Source organism: Marinobacter guineae, from assembly GCF_002744735.1.
In the GTDB taxonomy this organism is placed as follows: Bacteria; Pseudomonadota; Gammaproteobacteria; order Pseudomonadales; family Oleiphilaceae; genus Marinobacter; species Marinobacter guineae.
In genome coordinates, this window is sequence record NZ_KZ319343.1 from 106,475 (window position 1) to 130,841 (window position 24,367).

15 protein-coding genes are annotated in these 24,367 nt (G+C 56.4%); 11 read left to right on the forward strand and 4 right to left on the reverse strand.

Annotation, left to right across the window (positions count from 1 at the left end):
* Positions 1-5: 5 nt before the first annotated feature.
* From argS to CLH62_RS19255, 3 genes are all read right to left on the reverse strand, one after another.
* Positions 6-1,691 carry an arginine--tRNA ligase gene (gene argS / locus CLH62_RS19245; RefSeq protein WP_099619810.1) on the reverse strand — a complete coding sequence of 562 codons (1,686 nt, stop codon included), beginning with the start codon at positions 1,689-1,691 and terminating at the stop codon, positions 6-8.
* A 144-nt stretch (positions 1,692-1,835) separates the two neighbouring features.
* Positions 1,836-3,734 carry an Ig-like domain-containing protein gene (locus tag CLH62_RS19250; protein ID WP_099619811.1) on the reverse strand — a complete coding sequence of 633 codons (1,899 nt, stop codon included), beginning with the start codon at positions 3,732-3,734 and terminating at the stop codon, positions 1,836-1,838.
* A 177-nt stretch (positions 3,735-3,911) separates the two neighbouring features.
* Positions 3,912-6,086: a primosomal protein N' gene (locus tag CLH62_RS19255; protein WP_099619879.1), complete on the reverse strand. Its 2,175-nt coding sequence runs from the start codon at positions 6,084-6,086 to the stop codon at positions 3,912-3,914.
* 277 nt (positions 6,087-6,363) lie between these two features.
* Here CLH62_RS19255 and rpmE point away from each other — a divergent pair, with 277 nt between their 5' ends.
* Positions 6,364-6,585, forward strand: a complete 222-nt coding sequence (rpmE, locus tag CLH62_RS19260) for a 50S ribosomal protein L31 (RefSeq protein WP_099619812.1) — start codon at positions 6,364-6,366, stop codon at positions 6,583-6,585.
* A gap of 215 nt (positions 6,586-6,800) precedes the next feature.
* Entirely contained in the window at positions 6,801-8,066 is a 1,266-nt protein-coding gene (locus CLH62_RS19265) for a malic enzyme-like NAD(P)-binding protein (protein ID WP_099619813.1), read from the forward strand.
* 68 nt (positions 8,067-8,134) lie between these two features.
* Here the strand turns inward: CLH62_RS19265 and CLH62_RS19270 are convergent, their stop codons facing one another.
* Positions 8,135-10,669, reverse strand: a complete 2,535-nt coding sequence (locus CLH62_RS19270; protein ID WP_099619814.1) for a penicillin-binding protein 1A — start codon at positions 10,667-10,669, stop codon at positions 8,135-8,137.
* A 192-nt stretch (positions 10,670-10,861) separates the two neighbouring features.
* Between CLH62_RS19270 and CLH62_RS19275 the strand changes: the two genes are divergently transcribed.
* From CLH62_RS19275 to gltB, 9 genes are all read left to right on the forward strand, one after another.
* Positions 10,862-11,926, forward strand: coding sequence for a pilus assembly protein PilM (locus CLH62_RS19275; RefSeq protein WP_099619815.1), 1,065 nt, complete (start codon positions 10,862-10,864; stop codon positions 11,924-11,926).
* Positions 11,926-12,489 carry a PilN domain-containing protein gene (locus tag CLH62_RS19280; protein WP_099619816.1) on the forward strand — a complete coding sequence of 188 codons (564 nt, stop codon included), beginning with the start codon at positions 11,926-11,928 and terminating at the stop codon, positions 12,487-12,489. The genes CLH62_RS19275 and CLH62_RS19280 overlap by 1 nt, the downstream gene beginning before the upstream one ends.
* Positions 12,489-13,100 (forward strand): type IV pilus inner membrane component PilO, encoded by a 612-nt coding sequence (locus tag CLH62_RS19285; RefSeq protein ID WP_099619817.1) that lies wholly within the window; start codon positions 12,489-12,491, stop codon positions 13,098-13,100. Before CLH62_RS19280 ends, CLH62_RS19285 begins: the two co-directional genes overlap by 1 nt.
* A gap of 2 nt (positions 13,101-13,102) precedes the next feature.
* Complete coding sequence (locus CLH62_RS19290) at positions 13,103-13,651, forward strand: pilus assembly protein PilP (protein ID WP_099619818.1); 549 nt, start codon at positions 13,103-13,105, stop codon at positions 13,649-13,651.
* 65 nt (positions 13,652-13,716) lie between these two features.
* Positions 13,717-15,786 carry a type IV pilus secretin PilQ gene (gene pilQ, locus CLH62_RS19295; RefSeq protein WP_211285855.1) on the forward strand — a complete coding sequence of 690 codons (2,070 nt, stop codon included), beginning with the start codon at positions 13,717-13,719 and terminating at the stop codon, positions 15,784-15,786.
* A gap of 137 nt (positions 15,787-15,923) precedes the next feature.
* Positions 15,924-16,490 carry a shikimate kinase AroK gene (aroK, locus tag CLH62_RS19300; RefSeq protein ID WP_099619820.1) on the forward strand — a complete coding sequence of 189 codons (567 nt, stop codon included), beginning with the start codon at positions 15,924-15,926 and terminating at the stop codon, positions 16,488-16,490.
* Positions 16,483-17,577: a 3-dehydroquinate synthase gene (aroB, locus tag CLH62_RS19305; RefSeq protein WP_099619821.1), complete on the forward strand. Its 1,095-nt coding sequence runs from the start codon at positions 16,483-16,485 to the stop codon at positions 17,575-17,577. The genes aroK and aroB overlap by 8 nt, the downstream gene beginning before the upstream one ends.
* A 67-nt stretch (positions 17,578-17,644) precedes the next feature.
* Positions 17,645-19,681 (forward strand): SPOR domain-containing protein, encoded by a 2,037-nt coding sequence (locus CLH62_RS21485; protein WP_143752390.1) that lies wholly within the window; start codon positions 17,645-17,647, stop codon positions 19,679-19,681.
* Positions 19,682-19,892: 211 nt separating this feature from the next.
* Complete coding sequence (gltB, locus tag CLH62_RS19330; RefSeq protein WP_099619823.1) at positions 19,893-24,341, forward strand: glutamate synthase large subunit; 4,449 nt, start codon at positions 19,893-19,895, stop codon at positions 24,339-24,341.
* Positions 24,342-24,367 lie beyond the last annotated feature (26 nt).

The window sequence follows — 24,367 nt, forward strand, 5'->3', positions numbered from 1 at the left end:
GGGTTTTACATCTCTTCCGGGGCGCTGACGCCCAGCAGGTCCAGACCGTTTTCGATAACCTGTCTGATTGCAAGGTAAAGACTGACACGGGCATCGCGGGTGGCTGTGTCTTCAATTAGCACCTTGTGGGCGTTGTAGTAAGTGTGGAACTGCCCTGCGAGCTCTCGCAGGTAGTGGGTCAGGTGATGCGGCTCACGCTGGGCCGCGGAGTTGATAATCAGCTCGGGGTACTTTGCCAACTGGTTGGCGAGTTCTTTTTCCTCGTCCAGAGTCAACAGTTCCAAATCCCCTACACATTCGTTCCGACCACGCTGCACACCTTCCTCGGCAAGTTTCCGAAGTACGCTGCAGATGCGCGCATGGGCATACTGGATGTAATACACCGGATTTTCATTGGTCTGGGAGCGGGCAAGATCAATATCGAAGGTTAACTGGGAGTCGACTCTCCGGGCTGCCAGGAAGAATCGGGTGGCGTCGCGGCCAACTTCATCGATCAGGTCACGGACGGTGACATAGCTGCCGGCCCGTTTGGAGATTTTTACTTCCTGGCCGGAGCGGGTGACCATTACCATCTGGTGTAGAACATAGTCCGGCCAGCCTTTCGGAATGCCAACGTTCAGTGCCTGCAGGCCAGCGCGGACGCGGGTAACGGTGGAGTGATGATCGGCCCCCTGCTCGTTGATAACGGTGGTGAAGCCCCGTTGCCATTTATCGAGGTGGTAGGCCACATCCGGCAGGAAGTAGGTGTAGCCACCGTCCTTCTTGCGCATGACGCGGTCCTTGTCATCGCCAAACTCTGTGGTCTTCAGCCACATGGCGCCGTCCTGCTCGTAGGTGTAGCCGTTTTCCCGCAGGCGCTTTACCGTGGCTTCAACCTTGCCTTCCTCATAGAGGGAGGACTCCAGGAAGTAGACATCAAACTGGACACCGAACGCTTTCAGGTCCAGATCCTGCTCGCGGCGCAGGTAGGCCACGGCAAACTCCCGGATGGCGTCACGGTCTTCCGGGTCCGCCTTGGCAGTGACTTCCCGGTCATCCGCTGTCACTGTCTCACCGGCGAGATACGCTTTGGCGACATCGACGATGTAGTCGCCGCGATAGCCATCAGCTGGCCAGTTTTCATCTTCCGGGCTCAAGCCCTTAACTCGTGACTGGACCGAAAGGGCCAGGTTGTTGATCTGGGCACCAGCATCGTTGTAATAAAACTCCCGGGTCACATCGTACCCGTTCGCTTCCAGCAACCGGCAGAGGCAGTCGCCAATCGCCGCTCCGCGCCCGTGGCCAACATGCAGTGGGCCAGTGGGGTTGGCCGATACAAACTCCACCTGCACTTTCTCGCCTTTGCCCTGATTGTTGCGACCAAAGCGTTCGCCTTCATCCAGAATGGTATTCACAACTTCGAAGGCACTGGCGGTGCTCATGAAGAAATTAATAAAGCCCGGCCCGGCAATCTCCACCTTCTCAACCGCCTTGCTCTGTGGCAGCTTCTCGATCAGTGCTTCTGCCAGCTGTCGAGGCGGGCAACCGGCTGCTTTGGATGCAACCAGAGCAATGTTGCAGGCGTAATCCCCATGGGACTTGTCCTTGGTGTTGCCCACCTGAGGGGCAAAGGCCTGGTCCGCAGGCAGAGTACCATCGGATTGGAGTGCTGCCAGCGCAGACTGGAGCAGATCGGAAACGGTTTCTTTCATGCTGTCAGGTGACTCGGGTTACAGGAGAATTAGGGTCAGGGCAGGAGGCCCATTGATAACAGAAGGCGGGTATTATCGCGGAAAGGTGTGGCGTACTCAAATACAGTAAGAAAAAGCCCCGCCCATAGGCGGGGCTTTTATGGATCAATTGTTCACATTACAGGATTGGTCGCTTCCATACAGGCCCTCTGTCCCGCCGGGAGGAGAAATATCTGTATTGTTCAAGTCAGAGGATGCGCACGAGAGAAAGAACTCTGAAGACTCGACACTTTCTGAGCCGCCTACGCGGACCGTTGCGGTTAGCTCTACTCTCACCCAGTTGCAATGGCTTTGCGGATAGATCAGTGAGAAATCTGCCGATCCATCTGCCGCTGAAATAACAGAAGACGCACTGGTCGTGGCTGAGTTGGTAGGCTCAAGGGCTAAGCTTCCATTGGTGTCTTCCCCAGCGTCCAGTTGTCCGTTTCGATTTACGTCTTCTGCATCGCAGAATACGGGATTGCCTGGGCTAATAACCCAGGTGTCGTCGATTGAGGGCACATAATTTCCCTTGATGTATCCAGTGGGGAGTACGCTAAGTTCGATGTTGGCGTTTTCGACAGGGGCGCCATTCGCATCGGTTACTATTGCTACATAATCTTTGATGTAGCGTACGGTGTCCGGCTCAATGATCTCGTTGCCAGTTCCAATTGCAAGGCGCAACGCCTGCCTTGCGACTGTTAGGGTAACTGTGTCAGAAATCGAACCTGCGACAGTTGCCTGGATCTCTACTCCATCTCGGCCACTGGTATTGGCGCCAGCTTGGTAGATGGTCGACGCCTTTCCTTGAGAGTCTGTAATGTCCCGGCTTGATGTTAGGCTGCCGCCACTACCATCTTCCAGGATACTAAAAGAGACGTTCTGGTTTTTGACAAGGTTGTTGTCGGCGTCTCGAATCACGGCAACAATTTCCGTTGTTTCACTCAGGTCAAGTTGGGTCTTGGTCGCTTGCAGGTTAATCTCATCCGGGGTGGTCGCGACAAATTCGAAGGTAAGGTCGGCAGCAAGTCCTGAGTTCGGATCAGACGCCGTTATCGTTGAGATGCCTGCGTTGGTTGAGGAAATGTCGATACTGGCTTCACCGCCTGAGGTCGTGACTACGCCATTCGCTGGAGTTAACGTCCCGCGGGTTGCTGTAAATTGTATCTGTTTCCCATCTGCCACAGGGTTGCCATTCACCCGCCATTCCAAGGTTACTTCTTGTTGAGTGTTCAGGTCGACTTCGGTACCTGGGGCAGGGGAGGAGAATCCAAAGCTGTCGCCGGCTATAACAATATCACGAGTAGCGGAGATGGTATTTGAACCGCTATAGGCGGTGGCTGTTACGGTTGCAGTTCCTCCGTTGGTACCACTGTTTAACTGGAAATCCACCAAGCCATTGCTGCTTGTTGTCAGAGTTGATGCTGAGAGTGTCCCGAGGCTTGTCTCAAGGTTAACGGTCTCATTAGGAATACCGTTTCCATCTGCGTCAGAGAGCGTTACACGAAGCGAGGCACTTGAGCCGAGGGAAATCGAGGCGGGGCCCGAAATTGCAAGAGACGTGCCTGAGATATCTACATTGACAGTATCTGAAATCGATCCACTTTGGGCAGTAATGGTCACACTGCGATTTCGGGGATCACCGTCCGTTGTCAGGATGGCTGACGCAACCCCTGCCTGGTCGGTTTCACCCTGTGTAACTTCGAGGGTCCCACCGTTAGTGGCGCTAAAGTTGACTGTGATGCCTTGAAGAAGGACACCGCTTGAGTCCTTGACTCGGGCTGTGATGGCCGACTGGGCATTGGCTGAAGTGTCCAGTCGCACGGGACTGGCGACAAGATCAATTGTTCCGATTTCCGCTGTGTCGGGCAAGGTCGTTGGATCTCCGCCACCACCGTTATTCGGCGAGCCAGCGAGAGGGCTTGAGTTCTCATCACCTCCACAGGCCGAGAGCAGAAGCGCTAGTAAAATAGCCGTAGAACGCGCAAGGATGTTCCCTGACATTATTTTTTCTCCAGTTTCCATTTACAGCAAAAGCCTTTAAGTGCGCATTCCCTGCAGAGAACCGCAAGCTCAGGTATTTTCACAGAATTGGTTGTTAGTTTGCTGAAAATCATAGCACAGGAACTTAATCAGCAATGATGATTAGTATTCATTTATGAAAAACTTTGTAACCGTTCGTTGAACCTTCAAGCACCACAATTAACCGGTCTCCTGAGGGTCAACGTCAATCATCCACTTGACCCCGGCCGGCAGCTTTCTCTGGTCGAGTTCCTGGCAGACTCCTGTCAAAAGGGTGTTCAGTCGCTTTCTGTTCCGGGCGTTCAGAATCAGCTGTGCGCGGTGCTTGTCGGCACGCCGGGCAATCATTGCGGGTAGTGGGCCCCAGGTTTCAATGCCAGGAGCATTGGTGAGCGGTTTGATGGCATCCAGGACTTGCAGGCTCTTTTCCATGGTGTCGGCCTCGGCGCGGAAGATGGCCATGGCGCGGAATGGCGGAAACTGGCTTTCCTCGCGTTCGCTGAGGAGCTGTTCGGCGATATCCAGGTAATGCCCCTCGCAGAGTGTTTTTAACAGCGGATGGTCGCTGTGGCAGGTTTGCACCAGCACCTTTCCCGGTTTCGTGCCGCGGCCGGCGCGGCCGCTGACCTGCAGCAGGGTTTGAATGAGCTGCTCGGGCGCCCGGAAGTCGACACTGAACAGGCCGCCATCGGCGTTGACCACCACCACGAGAGTGACGTTAGGGAAATCGTGGCCTTTGGCCAACATCTGGGTGCCGACGAGTACACATGGCTTGCCACTGTTAACCTGATTCAGGATGCTCTGGATGCTGCCCTTGCGCTGAGTGCTGTCGCGATCCACGCGAACCACGGGTGTGTCCGGGAAGGCCGTGGCAAGAATGTCCTCGGTTCTTTCAGTGCCCTGGCCGACGGGTTTGAAGGCCTCACTCTGGCATTTCGGACAATGGTCGGTGGCTGCCGTCTGGTAGTCGCAATGGTGGCAGCGCATGGCCCGGTCCCTGCGGTGATAGGTGAGGCGTGTGTCACAGCGGGGGCACTCGACCATGTAACCGCAGTCAAAGCACATCATGACAGGGGCAAATCCGCGCCGGTTGACGAAAACCAGTGCCTGTTCGCCCTTGGCGAGCGTTTGTTCAATGGCGTTCAATGCAGGCCGGGAAAGCCCGCCTTCAAGGGGGCGGCTGCGAATATCCAGCAGGCTGATAATCGGCGGAGTCGCATTTCCCGCACGCTCTTCGAGCTTTACAAGGCGGTATTTGCCCTGTTCCGCATTGTAAACGGATTCAAGTGATGGCGTGGCCGATCCGAGGATGACCGGACAGCGGTTCAGGTGCGCGCGGTAAACCGCCACGTCGCGGCCGGAATATCGGAAGCCCTCGCCCTGTTTATAGGAGCTGTCATGCTCCTCATCAACAATGATTGTGCGTAATCCGGTAAACGGTAGCAGAACAGCGGACCGGGTGCCGATCAGGATGACGGGCTCGCCTTCGCGGATCTTCAGCCAGGTGGTCAGGCGCTCGCTGTCGTTGAGTGCGGAATGCCATACCACAATGCGCGTACCGAAATAATGCCTGAAACGGGCGACGGTCTGAGGGGTAAGGTTAATTTCCGGAACCAGTACAAGGGCCTGGTCGTCATGTCCTAGTTGCTGCTTGAGGTAGTGCAGATAGATTTCTGTTTTTCCGCTGCCGGTAATTCCGTATAAAAGGGAGGCACTGAATCCTTCCCGGGGGCTGGCCAGTTCTTCGGCCGCGGCCGCCTGGGCAGCTGAAAGGGTTGGTCGCCTCGCCAGAAGCTCAGGCGCCTCGGGTTTTGAGCCGGGAACGGGTGGCGAGATGGCTTTGACCAACTGCTTGTCGCTGAGGGCCCTCAATTGGGCGCGGGTAAATCCGGCCTTGATGATGTCGCTGCCGGCCGCGCCCTGATGGCGCTGTCTCAGCCATTCAAGCAATTCTTTCTGCCGATGGGCGTTGGCTGGGAGAGGTTCGCCGTGATCGCAAGCCACCCACCACTCCACAGACTTCTCTTCCGCTTTGCGGCCTCGCCTGAGGGCGGGGGGCAGGGCAGTGAACAGGCACTCGCCCAGAGGATGTTGGTAGTAGTCGCTGGCCCAGGTGAGAAGGTTGACGGTCTCGTCCGGCAATGCTGGCCAGTCCTCCATGGCCGCGAACACCGGTTTGAGGCTGACTCCCGGAGGCGGCTCTACCCCGGTTTGTACGATAAGGCCTGTTGCCTGCTGGCGGCCAAAGGGAATTCGTACCCGCTGGCCAGCCACAAGCTGGACGCCTTCAGGAACAATATAATCGAAGAGCCGGCGCAGCGGACGGTTCAGGGCAATGCGTGCGATCAACGGCACTGAGTGCTCCACTGGAAAACGAGTGTCACGGTTTTTCCCTATCCTGTAGTGGTCGGCTAGTAATCGGCGGCCTGCCGCGACATCTCTGCGTTCGGCGGGTCCGGAAATCAGGCTGGTGCTTGCCTGCTGCGGTATTTGCAAGTAAGATTCGCGGTCTGTTTCCGGCAGGGCATGATTGTGCCCCGTCTTCTCAATTGATTCAAACATGCGGTGCCTGGCGCCAGGGTAATTCAGATACCCCGTGATCAGGTAGCGGCATGACCTAACGAGGTTCGCCATGAAAGAAGGTATTCACCCCAAATACGAAGAGATTTCCGTTACCTGTTCCTGCGGTAACACCTTCCAGACACGTTCTACCTACACGCACGATCTGCAGTTGGATGTGTGTTCACAGTGTCACCCGTTCTACACTGGCAAGCAGAAAGTCATGGACACCGGTGGCCGTATCGACCGTTTCCAGAAGCGTTTCGGCGGCCGTATCGGCGGCAAGAAAGACTGATTGCTGCGGATTCGAAAAGGCGCCTCCGGGCGCTTTTTTTTGATCTGCAATACGGTATGTAGTGGTAGAATACATACGCAATTAGCCCTATTGACTGTTCATAAAATGTTGTTGAGCCACTTGTCGTTTCGGGTCTGGCGGGCCATAATGGCGCGCTCCGCTGGGTAAGCTCCGGCGGTTTATTACCTTTAAACGTGACAAACGGAACAGTGGCAATGTCTCAAGATCTGAAAGAAGCAGCCCTTGAATATCACGCCAAGCCGCGGCCTGGTAAGCTGAGTGTTGAAATCACCAAGCCAACCAAGACTTCCCGCGACCTTTCCCTGGCGTATAGCCCCGGGGTTGCCGAGCCGGTCCGAGAGATCGCAAAGGACCCGGAGAATGCATACAAGTACACTGCCAAGGGCAACCTGGTGGCGGTCATCTCTGATGGAACTGCGATTCTCGGCTTGGGCAACCTGGGTCCGCTGGCAAGCAAGCCGGTTATGGAAGGCAAGGGCGTACTGTTCAAGCGCTTTGCCGGAATTGATGTCTTCGATATTGAAGTCAATTCCGAGAGCCCGCAGGCGTTTATTGAAACGGTCGAGCGTATTGCGGATACGTTCGGTGGTATCAATCTCGAAGACATCAAGGCGCCGGAGTGCTTTGAAATCGAGCGAGCTCTGATTGAGAAATGCAACGTGCCCGTCTTTCATGATGACCAGCACGGTACTGCCATCGTCACTGCAGCCGGCATGCTCAATGCCCTCGAACTGCAGGGCAAAAAGATTGAAGAGGCGAAGGTGGTTTGCCTGGGTGCCGGTGCAGCCGCCATTGCTTGCATGAAGCTGCTGATCAGCTGCGGTATTCGCTCTGAGAACATCTTCATGCTCGACCGTAAGGGTGTGATCCACTCTGGTCGCGATGATCTGAACCAGTACAAGGCGATGTTCGCCAATGATACCGACAAGCGCACGCTGGATGACGCCATCGATGGTGCGGATGTGTTCCTTGGCCTTTCCGGTCCGGACCTGCTGACCGGCGACCAGCTCAAGAAAATGGCTCCGAACCCGATCGTGTTTGCATGCTCCAACCCGGATCCGGAAATCAACCCGGAAGTTGCCCGGGCAGCTCGCAGTGATCTGATCATGGCGACCGGCCGTTCCGATTACCCGAACCAGGTCAACAATGTGTTGGGCTTCCCGTTCATCTTCCGTGGAGCGCTGGACGTTCGCGCCACGGTGATCAATGAAGAGATGAAAGTGGCAGCCGTAAACGCAATTCGCGAACTGGCCAAGGAGCCTGTGCCGCAGGAGATCTGTGAGGCTTACGGTGCAGAGAGCTTTGAGTTCGGTAAGGAATACATCATTCCCAAGCCGATGGATGTCCGCTTGCTTGAAGTAGTGCCCGCAGCGGTTGCCCGGGCTGCCGTGGATTCCGGAGTTGCTCGTAACCCATACCCTGCGCATTACCCGCTCAAGACCATGGACGACATCATCTGATACGTTGTTCGAGGCAATAAAAAACCGGCGGTGATCCCGCCGGTTTTTTATTGCCTGTTCTGTTTGGATCAGAAAATTCTGCGCGAAAGATCGTCTTCCCCGGAGCTACCGTTGCGGTCGCTCTCTTCTTCGGACAGCAGCGGTGGTGGTGCATCCTCTTCCCGAAAGACTTCAAACACGCCGTCTTCTCCCGGTCTCGCCCTCTGTCCGGTCTTCGGATTGATACGGATGTTCACGATGCCGTTGGGGCGGGGCATGAAGGAAGGGGGCTCACCATCAAGGGCGACTTTCATATAGTCCAGCCAGACGGGTAATGCCGTGCTAGCGCCAAACTCGCCTCTGCCCAGAGGTGCCGGCTGATCGAGTCCAACCCAGGTTATTGTAGCCAGCTCATGATTGAAGCCTGCAAACCAGGTGTCTTTCTGTTCGTTGGTGGTGCCTGTCTTGCCTGCAATGTCATCTCGCCCCAGTGCCCGGGCCCGGCGGCCTGTGCCCAGACGGATAACGTCCCGCATCATTGAGTGAAGAATGAATACTGAGCGTTCATCTGCGAGTCGGCGCATCACTCGTACCTGCGGTGTATTATCAGCATTTTCCGCAGGCTCTGCCTCCCCACTCGTTTCGCGGGTTTCAGCATTTGTTTGGGCCTTTTCTGCGATCTCGTTGCAGTTTTGGTCGCACAGAACGGTTTCCGGAGCCTGGTAAACGATTTCGCCGCGGACATCCTTGATGGTCTCGATCAGATAAGGTTCAACGTCATACCCGCCGTTGGCAATTATCGCCATGCCTCTGGCAAGCTCCATGGGGGTAAGCAGGCCGCTCCCTAGGGACAGTGACAGGTTGTCCGGCATGTTCTCGACCGGGATTTCCAGTTGCTCCAGGTAGTCAATTGTTTTCTGGATGCCAAGGTCGCGCAGTAGCCGGATGGAAACCAGGTTTCGCGAGCGATAGAGGGCTTCGCGAAGTCGGGTTGGGCCATAGAATTGCCCGGATGAATTCTGTGGTCGCCACGCGGACTCGAGTTCGTCGTCATCAAATACAATCGGCGCATCGTTATATATGGTTGCGGGTGTCATGCCGCTTTCGAGAGCACTGAGGTATAGGAAGGGCTTAAAGGTCGAGCCGGGTTGCCTTTGTGCCTGGATGGCCCGGTTGTATTTGCTCTGGCCGAAGCTGTAGCCGCCGGTGAGGGCCTGAATGGCCCCGGTCTGGGCGTCCAGAGAGATCAGCGCGCCTTCAACGCGGGGTATCTGCGCGAGTGATACGATTGCCGGGATGGCCGGCTGCGCAGTCTCCGTGTTTTCGCTGCTGTTTGCGTTTTCCTTTTCGGAAGTCGTTGCCACCGCCTTTGGCGTCTGAGCGCGCACATAGACAACGTCACCCGCTGCGACCACGTCTGAGGGCTTTTCGGGTTCCGGGCCAGTGAGGTCCTCGGTTTTATAGCGTCTTGCCCACATCATGGTTTCGAAAGGCATGATGGCGGCACCTAGCATCCGAGCGTGGACACGGACCTTTTGGGTCTTGTCGTCAACGCTTGTAATGACGGCGGGTATCAGGGATTCCACCCGTGGATAGTTTTGCACAATGTCGGACAGGTCGCTGCCGGCCAGAGTCTCCGGATCAATCTGGCCTATAGGCCCCCGGAATCCATGGCGCCGGTCGTAGGCCTCCAGGCCATCCCTGAGGGCTTCCGTGGCAGCCTGCTGTTTCGCACTGTCAACGGTGAGCGTAACGGTATAGCCGTCAGTATAGGCCTCATCGCCGTAGCGCCGAACCAGTTCGGAACGGGCCATTTCTGCAACATAATCAGCGTCAACTTCCGTTTCGGTGCTGTTGTAGCTGGCTGTGAGTGGGGCTGAAAGTGCAAGCTCATAGGCGTCCGGGGTGATGTATCCCAGCTCCTTCATTCGCCCCAGAATCCAGTTCCGGCGAATCATCGCGCGCTCGGGGTTGGCCAGCGGGTTGAAGGCGGATGGGGCTTTTGGAAGGCCTGCGAGCATGGCCATCTGCGCGAGCGAAAGCTGAGAGACGGGCTTGTCGTAATAAACCTGTGCTGCGGCGGCAATCCCGTAAGCCCGGTTGCCGAGATAAATCTTGTTCAGATAGAGCTCAAGAATCCGGTTTTTGTCGAGCTCACGTTCTATCTGAAGAGCCAGAAGTATCTCGTTGAACTTCCGTATAAAGGTTCTGTCGCGTGACAAAAAGTAATTTTTTGCAACCTGCATTGTGATGGTACTGCCGCCGGACTGGATCTCCCCGGTTGAGACCAGTTCGATGGCAGCCCGCGCCAGGCCTTTGATGTCGACCCCGAAGTGTTCGTAAAAACGTGAGTCTTCAGCGGCCATAAAGGCTTGTAACTGAATTGTTGGGATCTGTTCGATTGTGATCGGTGCCCTTCTCTTTTCACCGAATTCTGCTATTAATCTCTTGTCTTCGGTATACACCCGCAGCGGCGTCTGGAGCTTTATTTCCAGCAGCTGAGCAACCGGTGGAAGCCCGGGGCGAAGATAAAGATAGAAGCCTGAGGTTACGATAACGGCGGCACTCAGTCCGGTAAGAAACAGCCAGGCAAGAAGGCGAGATGTACGCAACAAATGAGACATTTTTTTCTGACAACTGTTGGATATAGGTCTATCATTTGAGAAATTGCTTTAGGAAGGGTCGCTTCACCGCTGCAATGGTTCTCAATTTAACGAAGAACACGCATTGTAGACGGAATACTGAAGAAATTCTCTTAAATAAAAAACACATAAGTTACGTAACCCGGTGCATCTAACCAGGTATAGGGTGAGCGCGTGTTCGGATTGTTAGGAAAGAAATCCAGTGCAGTGCTGGGCGTGGACATAAGCTCCAGCTCGGTCAAACTTCTGGAGCTGTCGAAGCAGGGCGACCGGTACAAGGTCGAAAGCTACGCAGTGGAGCCGTTACCGGCGAACGCTGTGGTCGAAAAAAATATCACGGATGTCGAGGCGGTGGGCGAAGTGCTAAAGCGCGTTGCCTCCAAGTCCCGCACCAGCGTAAAGCAGGTTGCGGTCGCAGTCTCCGGCTCCGCGGTTATCACCAAGGTCATCCAGATGGATGGTGGCCTCAACGAGTTCGAGATGGAAGATCAGATCACCCTCGAGGCTGATCAGTATATTCCATACCCGCTGGATGAGGTGGCCATCGACTTTGAAGTGCAGGGTCCCTCAGAAAGCAATCCCGATCAGGTTGATGTGCTTCTGGCCGCGTGCCGGAAAGAAAATGTCGACATACGGGAAGACGCGCTCGAGATCGCCTCACTGACCACCAAAGTTGTTGATGTCGAGGCCTACTCACTGGAGCGGGCATACGCGCTGATTGAGCCGCAGCTCGATTCACAGGGTGAGGAGCTGGTGGTTGCTATTGTCGACATTGGTGCAACCATGACAACGCTTAGTGTTCTGGCCGGCGGAAAGACAGTTTACACCCGGGAACAGATTTTCGGCGGCAAACAGCTGACTGAGGAAATCCAGCGCCGGTACGGGTTGTCTCTCGAAGAGGCCGGGCTTGCAAAGAAGCAGGGTGGGTTGCCCGATGACTATGAGTCAGAGGTTCTGACGCCGTTCCGTGAAGCTGTGGTGCAGCAGGTGGCCCGGGCGCTTCAGTTCTTCTTCGGTGCCAGCCAGTACAACGCCGTCGACTATGTGGTTCTGGCAGGCGGTACTGCCTCTATTCAGGGGCTGACTGAAATGGTCGAAGAAAAAACAGGAACACCGACACTGGTGGCAAACCCGTTTGCAGATATGGCAGTGGGGTCACGGGTTAATGCATCAGCGCTGAGTAATGATGCTCCCTCTCTGATGATTGCCTGCGGCCTGGCAATGAGGAGCTTCGACTGATGGCAAAGATTAACCTCCGACCCTGGCGTGAAGAACTTCGTGCCGAAAAGCAGAAACAGTTCGTCGTGATGATTCTTGGTGCGGCGATCATTGCCGGTGGCCTGGTATTCCTCTGGAAGTCCGATATGGACAGCCGGATCGCTTACCAGCAGTCGCGGAACGCTTATATTGAAACCGCGGCCAAAAAGCTGGATCAGCAGATCAAGGAAATCGAGAACCTAAAGCGGAAACGGGATGAGCTGCTTGCGCGGATGCAGGTCATTCAGGATCTTCAGGGCAAACGTCCTGTCATTGTTCGGGTTTTTGATGAGTTGGTCAGAACACTGCCTGATGGACTTTTCTACACCGATCTCAAACGCGCCGGAGACCGCCTCGATATCGTAGGTATGGCAGAGTCCAACAGCCGGGTTTCCACGCTGATGCGTCAGTTCGAAGAGTCAGACTGGTTCACAAATCCCAATCTGTCCAACGTTTCTGCAGCTGATAGCCGCCGGGCCGGTTACAGCCAGTTCAACCTCTCGGTACAACAAAAAACACCTGAGCCCGAAGGGGAGGATAAGTAATGAGCCTCGCGGACTCACTCAAAAGCCTTAACGAATTTGATATTAACGATCTCGACGTCAATAACGCGGGTATCTGGCCGGCACCGATCAAGGCCATTGTCGTTCTGATCATCTTCGGGCTCATCATCGGGGGCGGATACTGGTTCTTCATCAAGGATCAGTACGTCCAGCTTGATCGCGTCGAGAAAACGGAACAGGAACTTCGGAAGAAGTACGAAGAGAAAGCCTACCAGGTGGCGAATCTTGAAGTCTTCAAGGCCCAGATGGCGGAGATGGAAGAAACCTTCGGGGCTCTGGTGCGGCAGTTGCCCAGTGAGACGGAAGTGCCCGGTTTGTTGGAAGACATCACCAATACTGCCCTGGGCAGTGGTCTGGCGCTTCAGGAAGTGGCGCTTCAGCCGGAGCAGCGCAGGGATTTCTATTCCGAACTGCCGATCAATATCCGGGTTTCCGGTTCGTATCATGAGCTGGCGTCCTTTGTCAGCAGCGTCGCAAGCCTTCCACGGATCGTGACTCTGCACGACTTGACCATCAAACCAACTGGCGGAGACGGAGAGCGGCTTGATATGCAGGTTGTGGCTCGTACTTACCGCTACCGGGCAGGAGAATGAGCATGACAGCGAAGCTTGCGGTAAAAGCCTGGCTGGGTGTGTGTCTGGTGTCTCTCCTGACTGCTTGTTCCCAGGGCAGCGGCTTTGCAGATCTTGACAAGTTCATGGCCGAAACGAGGGCGAAACCACGGGGTTACGTGGAGCCTTTGCCCGAGTTCAAGGCCTATGAAGCATTCAGTTACTCGGCAGCAGACCGGCGGGCACCGTTTGAGCCGCCGATCGACGTTCAGTTGACCATGGTGGATGAGAAACCGGTCAGTGATGTTGAGCCCGATCTGGACAGGCCGAGAGAGGTGCTTGAGAACTTTGATCTCAAGTCGCTTCAGATGGTCGGTACTCTTCAGGGCGCATCAGGCAACCTGTTCGCTCTTGTCGAAGACGACACCGGCGGAATCCACAGGGTGCGGACCGGGAACTATATGGGGCAGAGCTATGGCCGTATCGTCGGCGTCAGTGAAACCCGTATTGAGCTTATCGAAATCGTTCCCAATGGCCGCGGTGGCTGGGTCGAGCGTCCTCGCTCCCTGACCCTCGAAGAAGGCGCAGGCTAAGGAGCGGCTGGATGAAAGTTGAAAGAAACATGCACGTACAAAAAAGTTTAGGGTCGAGGCTAGCGATGTTCAGAAAACTCAATGTATACGTCAGCGTGATTGCTTTTGGGTTGTTCTCCGGCCTGGCCAACGCGGTCACGCTGGAAGACGTGTCGTTTTCGTCGCTACCGGGCGAACGGCTTGAAGTGACATTGGAATTCGATGGGCCACCTCCGGAACCCACCGGCTACACCATTGAGCGTCCGGCTCGGATCGCTGTCGATCTGCAGGACACAACCAGTGGTCTGGACAGCCGCAGCATACCTCTGGGGTCTGGTAACGCCCAGAGTATGACGGTGGTAGAGACCAAGGACCGAACCCGGCTGATTTTCAACCTCGTTGAGCTGGTTCCTTACGATACGGTTCGAAGTGGTGATTCACTGATTATGACCATTGGTGGCGAGGCTCAGGGAGCCGTGGCTAACGCGCCTGCTTCGTCCTCCCGGAGTGACTCGGGAGCATCGGGGTCTACTTCGGTCAACGCCCTTGCCGGTGTGGATTTCCGCCGTGGCAAAGATGGTGAAGGCAGGGTTCTCGTCGATCTTGGCAGCTCCAGCACGCCTGTGGACCTGTCGGAACAGGCGGGCAAAATCCGGCTGACTATGGATGGCATCTCCGTTCCTGCCAACTTGCGTCGCCGGCTGGACGTTACTGATTTTGCAACGCCGGTTACCCGCATCGATACCTTTGTCGAAGGTGGTAATGCAGTGGTCGAGATCACCCCGGACGGGAATTACGATTACATTGCCTATCAGTCTGGCAGCCAGTTCACAGTGAGTGTGGAAAAGCTTACTGAACAAGAGGCAGAGTCACGCCGTGAAGAGAAGTTCCCGTATACCGGTGAGAAGCTCTCCCTGAACTTCCAGGATATCGAGGTTCGTTCGGTTCTTCAGCTGATTGCGGACTTCACGGGCCTGAACCTGGTTGCCAGTGACACAGTGGGCGGCAGCATTACCCTTCGTTTGCAGAATGTACCCTGGGATCAGGCTCTGGATCTGATTCTCAAGACCAAAGGGCTCGACAAACGCCAGATTGGTAACGTGCTGCTGGTGGCTCCGGCCGACGAAATTGCGGCCCGGGAGAAACTGGAACTCGAGACCAATAAGCAGATCGCCGAGCTGGCGCCGGTGCGGCTGGACATTGTTCAGGTCAACTACGCCAAGGCCGCAGACATCGTTGCGCTGATCAAGGAAGATGAGGAGCTGATTTCAGACCGCGGATTTATCTCCTCCGATGTCCGTACCAACACCATCAGTGTTCGTGAAACCGCGGAGAAACTTGAGGAAATTCGTCGGCTCGTGTCTACCTGGGATGTGCCGGTGCGGCAGGTGTCCATCGAGGCGCGAATTGTCCGGGCTCAGACCAACGTGGCGGAGAACCTTGGTATTCGCTGGGGTGGCGCTGCCTATGATGTAAGTGGCGATAATGTATTCACTGTCGGTGGCTCGCAACAATCCTTGCAGGAAGCCCGTGATGCTGCAGCAGGAAACAGCAGCACAATCACCTTCCCGGGTGCGTTGGCGGTCGACCTCGGCGTTACCGGTGAAGGCGCCTCCTCGTTTGCCATTGGCTGGGGTAGCGATGACTTCCTGGTTGACCTGGAGCTGTCGGCTCTGGAGAGCGACGGTCAGGCCGAAGTGGTTTCACAGCCTCGCGTCGTGACTGCCGATCGCCAGACAGCCTCAATCAAATCCGGTGAGGAAATTCCTTATCAGGAAGCGTCTTCCAGCGGTGCGACATCGGTATCTTTCAAGGAAGCCGTGCTTTCTCTTGAAGTGACGCCACAAATCACCCCGGATGACAAGATCATTATGGATCTGGTGGTTAACCAGGACTCCCGTGGTGAAGTTACCGCCGGTATTCCTTCGATCAATACCAACCAGGTAACCACCCAGGTTCTAGTGGGCAACGGTGAGACGGTGGTGCTGGGCGGTATCTTCCAGTCCGAGGTTGCAACCCAGACCACTAAAACCCCATTCCTTGGAGATATTCCCTACCTGGGGCGTCTCTTCAAGCGTACCGAGAAAATTGATGAGCGCAGTGAGCTGTTGATTTTCATAACCCCCAAGATCATCAAGAGCGATCTTGTCCGGTAACAGAGGCCCCGATAAAAGCCGCCGCGTCGAACCGGCGGCTTTTTTGTGCCTGAATTTCCCTTCGGCCGGGTACGGAACTTATGCAAGCACCGGCCCTGTGATATTCTCACCCGCCTGAATGAAACTGAGCGGAAGTTATGTCTTTGCCAAAACGCGTTGTCCTCGTTGGTCCCATGGGGGCCGGGAAAAGCACGATTGGTCGGATGCTCGCCAAGGAGCTGGGCTATCGTTTTCTCGATTCGGATCGCATCATTGAACAGCGTTGCGGGGCCAACATACCGTGGATTTTTGATGTCGAAGGTGAGGACGGATTTCGTCAGCGGGAAACTGCCATGCTTGACGAATTGGCGAACGAGAACAACACGGTGCTCGCCACTGGGGGTGGTGCAGTGATGCGGCCTGAGAACCATCCTCTGCTTAAAAAGGACGCGATTGTGATCTACCTGAAAACGTCGATTGAGCAGCAGGTTGAGCGAACGCGGAAAGATCGTAACCGGCCATTGCTGCAGAACGATGATCCGGAAGCCGTCCTGAGAAATCTTTTCTCAATCCGGGATCCGCTGTATTCAAGCCTGGCAGATATAATCATGTACACAGATCGCAAAAGCCCCAGGCTTGTGGTTCGGCAGCTGGTTAATCGGCTGAATCCGAGAACTCCGCGTCACAAAAGGCAGATCCGGAAGGAAGGTCGAAATCATGTCTAACCTGCTTCGTGAACTCTCGGTCGAACTGGGGGAGCGCAGCTACCCTATTTTTATCGGCCAGAATCTTCTCGGTACCTGCGATCTGTCGCGTTTTGTCGGCGGTTCCCAGGTCATGCTTGTGACCAATGAAACCGTTGCGCCACTGTATCTTGAAAGTGCGAAGGGCTGCTTTCCCGGGAAGCGTATCGATACGGTTGTGCTTCCTGACGGTGAGAAATACAAAGACTGGCAAACCCTCAACCGGATCTTTGATGGCCTTCTGGAGCGTCGACATACCCGGAAAACCACTCTGGTCGCGCTTGGAGGCGGGGTTGTCGGCGACATGGCAGGCTTCGCTGCGGCTTGCTATCAACGGGGCGTTCCGTTTATCCAGATACCGACGACGCTGTTATCACAAGTGGACTCATCTGTAGGTGGCAAAACCGGAATCAATCATCCCTTGGGTAAAAACATGATCGGCGCGTTCCACCAGCCGCAGGCCGTGCTGATTGATACCGGAAGCCTTCAGACCTTACCCCCACGTGAAGTGTCGGCCGGCCTGGCTGAGGTGATCAAATATGGGCTCATCCGGGATCTGGATTTTCTTGCCTGGCTTGAAGACAGGGTGGATGCTCTCGTTGCCCTTGATGCCGGTGCGCTTGCCGAAGCTATCTACCGGTCCTGTGCCTGCAAGGCGGAGGTGGTTGCCCTGGACGAGCGTGAAGGTGGTCTCAGGGCCATACTCAATCTTGGTCACACCTTTGGCCACGCAATTGAAACCTTTGCCGGCTATGGCAACTGGCTCCATGGCGAGGCAGTGGGGACCGGCATGATAATGGCGGCGGAGCTTTCTGCCCTTGAAGGAATGATTTCCCGGGCCGATTGCGACCGGATAACCCGTCTCATTCTGAGTGCCGGGTTGCCTGGCAAGCCGCCAGCCGGGATGACTGCGGATGATTTCATGAATCTGATGGCGGTCGACAAAAAGAATGTCGATGGGCAGCTCCGGCTTGTTCTGCTCCGCTCCCTTGGTGATGCCGTCATAACCTCCGGGGCAAGCCCCGAAAATCTGGCATTAACCTTCGACCGCTTTTGCAGCCCGGAGTGAGATCAGGCCATTGGCTTCAATGGTTTTGCGTGGCGTGCGATAAAGGAATGGCAGACAGGGAAGACCCATGACCGAGGAAAGCTTGAACAGTCTTGATGGCGGCGGCCTGTTTCCCAGGCTGCAGCAACGCTATGGTCTTCGCGCCAATCCTCTGGAAATGGAGACGCCGTTTTTTCCGGATGCCATGCGTCATCATGCGCTGGAAACGTTGCGCCACCTTTGTGGGTTCGGCGACATGGCGCTTTTGCTCACCGGTGCGGCAGGCTCCGGCAAGAGCCGAATTCTGGCGGAGCTGGTGCGAAGCGAGTCGTCCCGCCTCGACTTTCACCGGATTCCCACGTCAGCGTTGACCAGCACCCAAGCCCTTGCCAGGGACCTGAAAACGGTTGCGAGGTCGGGAATGGGTTCGGATGCGAATCCCCGGGATCTTGTCTACCGTTTCTTTAAATGGTCCGAATCCCGGGTCCGGAAAGGCCAGCGGATGGTGCTGTTGATTGACGATGCCGACCGAGCGCCAGTGGAGTTACTCAGGCTTATTCTTTCTGCCTATCTGGCTTCGGAACGCGGGTCTTCAGCGGTTCCTGTTTTCTCAGGAAGCGATAATCTGGTTGAGATGTTAGCACTTGATGATGCTTCTACCTCTGTACACCAGATTCATCTGCGCCCGCTGACGAAAGACGAAGTCGTTGCCTTTCTTGAGCCGAGAGTTCATGCGGCGGGTGGGAAGGCCGGTGAGCTACTCAGTCCTACACGGGTGGCGAAAATTCACGCTCTGAGTCAGGGCAGCTTTGCGAGACTCAAGCGAGTAACGCCCGGGGTCTGGATGGATATGGTGGCCACATCGCCTGCGATGCGTTCTCAGCGGCTGCCCTGGAAACAGATCGGCTGGCCGGCGCTGGCCCTGTTGCTACTGGCTGGCTCGTGGTGGTTTGTTTCCCGTCAGTACGATGAGTCAGTGGCCGAGGAGTCAGTGAAGGCGATTGAACCAGCCCGCAAGAGCATAACCATTGGCCCCGAAACCGAAGACGTCGAGCCCCCGGTGGTCGAGCCACTTCCAGAGCCTGAAACCCTGTTGACAGAGGTTGTGACAGAGCCGGAAGCTGTCGAGCCAGAGCCAGAGCCAGAGCCAGAGCCAGAGCCAGAGCCAGAGCCAGAGCCAGAGCCAGAGCCAGAGCCAGAGCCAGAGCCAGAGCCAGAGCCAGAGCCAGAGCCAGAGCCAGAGCCAGAGCCAGAGCCAGAGCCAGAGCCAGAGCCAGAGCCAGAGCCAGAGCCAGAGCCAGAGCCAGAGCCAGAGCCAGAGCCAGAGCCAGAGCCAGAGCCAGAGCCAGAGCCAGAGCCAGAGCCAGAGCCAGAGCCAGAGCCAGAGCCAGAGCCAGAGCCAGAGCCAGAGCCAGAGCCAGAGCCAGAGCCAGAGCCAGAGCCAGAGCCAGAGCCAGAGCCAGAGCCAGAGCCAGAGCCAGAGCCAGAGCCAGAGCCAGAGCCAGAGCCAGAGCCAGAGCCAGAGCCAGAGCCAGAGCCAGAGCCAGAGCCAGAGCCAGAGCCAGAGCCAGAGCCAGAGCCAGAGCCAGAGCCAGAGCCAGAGCCAGAGCCAGAGCCAGAGCCAGAGCCAGAGCCAGAGCCAGAGCCAGAGCCAGAGCCAGAGCCAGAGCCAGAGCCAGAGCCAGAGCCAGAGCCAGAGCCAGAGCCAGAGCCAGAGCCAGAGCCAGAGCCAGAGCCAGAGCCAGAGCCAGAGCCAGAGCCAGAGCCAGAGCCAGAGCCAGAGCCAGAGCCAGAGCCAGAGCCAGAGCCAGAGCCAGAGTCAGAGCCGGCATTTACGCCTGAAAATCCTGAGTATTTTGTGCCGCTTGAGCAGGTCAGAGCCCGCGAAGGGTGGACGATTCAGCTTGTGGCCGGCAACCTGGAGCAAACGGCACTTAGAATCGTAGAGCGCCACTCACAGCTCGGTGAGATTGTCTACACAGTTGGCGAAAGACAGGGGCAGCCCTGGTTTATGGTATTCTATGGTGAATTCCCCACCCGAGAGGCGGCGAATGAGGCTGTATCTGATTTGCCCCAGGAACTGGTCTCCCGGTCGCCATGGGTTCGATCTATCGACAGTTTGTAGTAGGACCTGGTCTGGCGCTAACTCGTTGTTCCATAACCTGTCGATTGGTAATTCCGTTTTTGGCTTCCCACAATAACTCAACTCTGATTTGAGTACGTATTTCTACGTGTGTAAAATAGCCAGCCCCCATTTTCAGTGTCAAAGGGTGGTTGTATGGCCGAGCGCCAATTAACTCTTTGATTGAAAAGCATTTCTACGTGAGAGAACGCTTATGATGACAGGTTTGTATCATCCCGACGAATTCAGGGACAACTGCGGGTTCGGTCTGATCGCCCACATGAAGGGCGAGGCGAGCCACAAGTTGTTGCAAACTGCCATCGAGTCTCTGACCTGCATGACCCACCGAGGTGGTATCGCTGCAGACGGAAAGACCGGAGATGGTTGTGGCCTTCTGATCCAGAGCCCGGACGGCTTCCTGAAGAAAGCCGCCAAGGCAGCTTTTGGCAAGGAGCCAGGTGACCTTTTTGCCGTGGGCCAGGTATTCCTGAACCCGGATGAAGCCAGGGCCGCCGCTGGCCGAGAAGCTATTGAAAAGCGGCTGGTCGAACAGGGTCTTGAGATCCTGGGCTGGCGTGAAGTGCCGGTGGATGATAGCTGCCTCGGGCCCATGGCTCTTGATTGCCTGCCCCGTATCGAACAGGTGTTCGTAGTTCCTGCCGGCAAGGAGGAGCGTGAGTTTGCGATCAGCCTGTTTGTGGGTCGTCGCCACGCCGAAGGCGATATGGCGGATGATCCCGAGTTCTATATCTGCAGCCTTTCCCATCGGACTCTGGCCTACAAGGGCCTGATGATGCCGGCGGATCTTGCCAATTTTTACAAGGATCTGGGCGACCCTGACCTGGAAACAGCTATCTGTGTTTTCCACCAACGTTTCTCCACCAACACCATGCCCCGTTGGCCGCTGGCCCAACCGTTCCGGTACCTGGCCCATAATGGTGAGATCAACACCATTGATGGCAACCGTAACTGGGCCATCGCCCGCGCTGCCAAGTTCAGCTCCCCAGAACTTCCGGACCTGCAGACCCTGCAGCCGCTGGTAAACCTCACCGGGTCCGATTCCTCCAGCATGGACAACATGCTGGAGGTACTGCTGGCCGGTGGCGTAGACCTGTTCCGCGCCGCCCGGATGATGATTCCGCCGGCCTGGCAGAACGTCGACAGCATGGATTCAGAACTTCGGGCGTTTTACGAATACAACTCCATGCACATGGAGCCGTGGGACGGTCCCGCTGGTCTGGTTATGTCTGACGGCCGTTACGCCGTCTGTATGTTGGACAGGAATGGCCTGCGGCCCGCGCGCTGGGTAATTACCAAGGACGACTTCATCACCCTGGCCTCCGAAATCGGAACCTACGGCTACCAGCCTGATGATGTGGTTGCCAAGGGTCGTGTCGGCCCGGGCCAGATGCTTGCCATTGACACCGAGTCCGGTGAAGTCCTGCATACCCGCGACATCGATCAGCGCCTCAAGACCGCGCAACCCTACAAACGCTGGCTGCGTGAAAACGCATTGCGGGTTGAAACCACGCTGAACCAGGAAACACCTGACTTCAGACTGATGGATTCCGATGAATTGCTGGTGCACCAAAAAATGTTCATGGTGTCCTTCGAAGAGCGTGACCAGATTCTGCGGCCGCTGGCGGAGAATGGCCAGGAGGCAGTCGGCTCCATGGGTGACGACACCCCGATGGCGGTTCTGTCCAGCAGAGTGCGCCACGTGGCGGACTACTTCCGCCAGAAATTTGCCCAGGTCACCAACCCGGCGATCGACCCTCTGCGTGAGGCGATCGTTATGTCACTGGAAACCTGTCTGGGTGCCGAGCGAAACGTATTCGAGGAAACTGCGGATCACGCGGACCGGATCATTCTTACCACACCGGTGTTGTCACCGGCCAAGTTCCTCAAAATTTCCAACAACGACCGACCGGGCTTTGAAGTGGCGCGTATCTCCATGAGTTACCGCCCCGAGCAGGGTCTTGAGGAGGCTATCCGTGAGGTTTGCGATCAAGCCGAGCAGGCTGTTCGTGATGGCAAGGTTCTTCTGGTTCTGACTGACAAGGACCTGAAAGAAGGTGAGTTGCCCGTAAATGCCATGATGGCGACCGGAGCGGTTCACCATCATCTGGTCAAACAGGGGTTGCGTTGTGATTCCAACATCATTGTGGAGACCGGCTGGGCCCGGGATCCCCACCACTTCGCCGTACTCTTTGGCTTTGGTGCCACGGCGGTCTATCCGTACCTTGCCTATCAGGTTCTCAATGATCTGATCCGTACCGGTGAATTGCTGATGGATCCGATTGATGCGAAGAACAATTATCGCAAGGGCATTAACAAGGGTCTGCTGAAGATCCTGTCCAAGATGGGCATCTCTACCATCACGTCCTACCGTGGTGCCCAATTGTTCGAGGCGATCGGTCTTGCCGATGATGTTGTTGATTTGTGTTTCCTTGGGGTGCCCAGCCGTATCCAGGGTGCCGGTTTCTATGATTTCCAGCAGGATCAGGAGCAACTGGCGGCCGTTGCCTGGAAGCCTCGCAAGCCGATCTCCCAGGGTGGTCTGCTGAAGTACATCCATGGCCAGGAGTATCATGCCTTCAACCCGGATGTGGTGGGCAAGCTGCAGGAGGCCGTTACCAGCGGCGATTACGGCCATTACAAGGAGTACGCCGGGCTGGTGAACGAGCGCCCGGTGGCGACTCTGCGTGACCTGCTGGGGTTCCGCAAGGATATCAAGCAGATTGATATTTCAGAGGTGGAGCCGGTCGAGAATATCTTCCCGCGCTTTGACTCCGCAGCCATGTCCCTCGGGGCACTGTCGCCGGAGGCCCATGAAGCCCTGGCTGTTGCCATGAATACTCTCGGTGGCCGCTCCAACTCAGGTGAGGGCGGTGAAGACCCTGCCCGTTACGGCACCGAGAAGCGCTCCAAGATCAAGCAGGTTGCCTCCGGTCGTTTTGGCGTTACGGCGGAATACCTGCGTAGTGCTGATGTTATGCAGATCAAGGTGGCCCAGGGCGCGAAGCCCGGTGAGGGCGGTCAGTTGCCAGGTGGCAAGGTCAACGACCTGATCGCACGCCTGCGCTACTCGGTGCCTGGCGTAACGCTGATTTCGCCGCCGCCACATCACGATATCTACTCCATTGAGGATCTGGCCCAGTTGATCTTCGACCTCAAACAGGTCAACCCGCAGGCCCTGGTGTCCGTGAAGCTGGTGTCCGAGCCGGGTGTCGGCACCATCGCGGCCGGTGTCGCCAAGGCATACGCAGACCTGATCACGGTTTCCGGCTATGACGGCGGTACGGCGGCAAGCCCGCTGACGTCGATCCGCTACGCGGGCTCTCCGTGGGAGCTGGGTCTGACGGAAACCCAGCAGGCGCTTCGGGCCAATGATCTGCGTGGCAAGATTCGCCTGCAGACCGATGGTGGCATCAAGACCGGCCTGGACGTTGTCAAAGGTGCAATACTTGGCGCCGAGAGCTTTGGCTTTGGTACCACGCCCATGGTGGCGCTGGGCTGTAAATACCTGCGCATCTGTCATCTGAACAACTGTGCGACCGGTGTTGCCACCCAGAATGACTACCTGCGCGAAGAGCATTTCAAGGGCACGGTGGAAATGGCGATGAATTTCTTCCGCTTCGTGGCCGAGGAAACCCGTGAGTGGATGGCGAAGCTTGGCGTGCGCACTCTGGAAGAACTGGTCGGACGTGTGGATCTGCTGGAGCGGCTGCCGGGCGACACCGAGCGCCAGAAGAAGCTGGATCTCACTCGTCTGTTGTCCAATGACCATATTCCGGCAGACAAGCCACAGACCTGCCAGGTGGAACGGAATCATCCGTTCGACAAAGGTACGCTGGCGGAGCAGATGGTTCAGGACACCGCTGCGGCGATCAAGGAAAAGAGCGGCGGTGCCTGGTCCTACAGGGTAACCAACTGCGACCGGTCCATCGGTGCCCGTCTGTCTGGTGAAATCGCCGAGCTGCATGGCAACCAGGGCATGGTCGATGCACCGATCACACTTGACCTGAACGGCACCGCTGGTCAGAGTTTTGGTGTCTGGAACGTGGGTGGCCTCAACCTGATCCTCGAAGGCGATGCCAACGACTATGTGGGCAAGGGCATGACCGGCGGCAAGCTGGTTGTGAAACCGCCCCGTGGCAGCACCTTCAAGACCCAGGAAACCTCGATTGTCGGCAACACCTGCCTGTATGGCGCCACCGGCGGCAAGCTGTTTTCGGCGGGAACGGCCGGTGAGCGTTTCGCGGTTCGTAACTCCGGCGCTCACGCTGTAGTTGAAGGTACCGGGGATCACTGTTGTGAGTACATGACAGGCGGCCTGGTCACCGTTCTAGGGTCCACCGGGCACAACTTCGGCGCCGGCATGACCGGTGGATTTGCCTACGTGATGGATGTCAACAACACCTTTGTGGACAAGTACAACCACGAACTGGTGGAGATTCAGCGGATTTCCAGTGAAGACATGGAGTCATACCGCAATCACCTGCGCGGTGTAATCCGGGAGTACATCTCGGAAACCGGCAGTGAGTGGGCTGAGCACATTCTTGAGAATTTCGACGACTATATCGGCCGTTTCTGGCTGGTGAAACCCAAGGCTGCCAACCTCCGCAGCCTCCTGGCCAGCACCCGTGCGCGTCCGGAATAAGGCGACGGGTCAAACAGGGTTCGGGG

What these genes read in the sequence shown, in the direction of transcription:
- CLH62_RS21485 (WP_143752390.1), top strand. Translation starts at nt 17,645, where the DNA reads ATGACCGAGGAAAGCTTGAACAGTCTTGATGGCGGCGGCCTGTTTCCC.
- aroB (WP_099619821.1), top strand. Translation starts at nt 16,483, where the DNA reads ATGTCTAACCTGCTTCGTGAACTCTCGGTCGAACTGGGGGAGCGCAGC.
- CLH62_RS19270 (WP_099619814.1), bottom strand. Translation starts at nt 10,669, where the DNA reads ATGTCTCATTTGTTGCGTACATCTCGCCTTCTTGCCTGGCTGTTTCTT.
- CLH62_RS19285 (WP_099619817.1), top strand. Translation starts at nt 12,489, where the DNA reads ATGAGCCTCGCGGACTCACTCAAAAGCCTTAACGAATTTGATATTAAC.
- CLH62_RS19290 (WP_099619818.1), top strand. Translation starts at nt 13,103, where the DNA reads ATGACAGCGAAGCTTGCGGTAAAAGCCTGGCTGGGTGTGTGTCTGGTG.
- pilQ (WP_211285855.1), top strand. Translation starts at nt 13,717, where the DNA reads ATGTTCAGAAAACTCAATGTATACGTCAGCGTGATTGCTTTTGGGTTG.
- aroK (WP_099619820.1), top strand. Translation starts at nt 15,924, where the DNA reads ATGTCTTTGCCAAAACGCGTTGTCCTCGTTGGTCCCATGGGGGCCGGG.
- argS (WP_099619810.1), bottom strand. Translation starts at nt 1,691, where the DNA reads ATGAAAGAAACCGTTTCCGATCTGCTCCAGTCTGCGCTGGCAGCACTC.
- gltB (WP_099619823.1), top strand. Translation starts at nt 19,893, where the DNA reads ATGATGACAGGTTTGTATCATCCCGACGAATTCAGGGACAACTGCGGG.
- CLH62_RS19265 (WP_099619813.1), top strand. Translation starts at nt 6,801, where the DNA reads ATGTCTCAAGATCTGAAAGAAGCAGCCCTTGAATATCACGCCAAGCCG.
- CLH62_RS19280 (WP_099619816.1), top strand. Translation starts at nt 11,926, where the DNA reads ATGGCAAAGATTAACCTCCGACCCTGGCGTGAAGAACTTCGTGCCGAA.
- rpmE (WP_099619812.1), top strand. Translation starts at nt 6,364, where the DNA reads ATGAAAGAAGGTATTCACCCCAAATACGAAGAGATTTCCGTTACCTGT.
- CLH62_RS19250 (WP_099619811.1), bottom strand. Translation starts at nt 3,734, where the DNA reads ATGGAAACTGGAGAAAAAATAATGTCAGGGAACATCCTTGCGCGTTCT.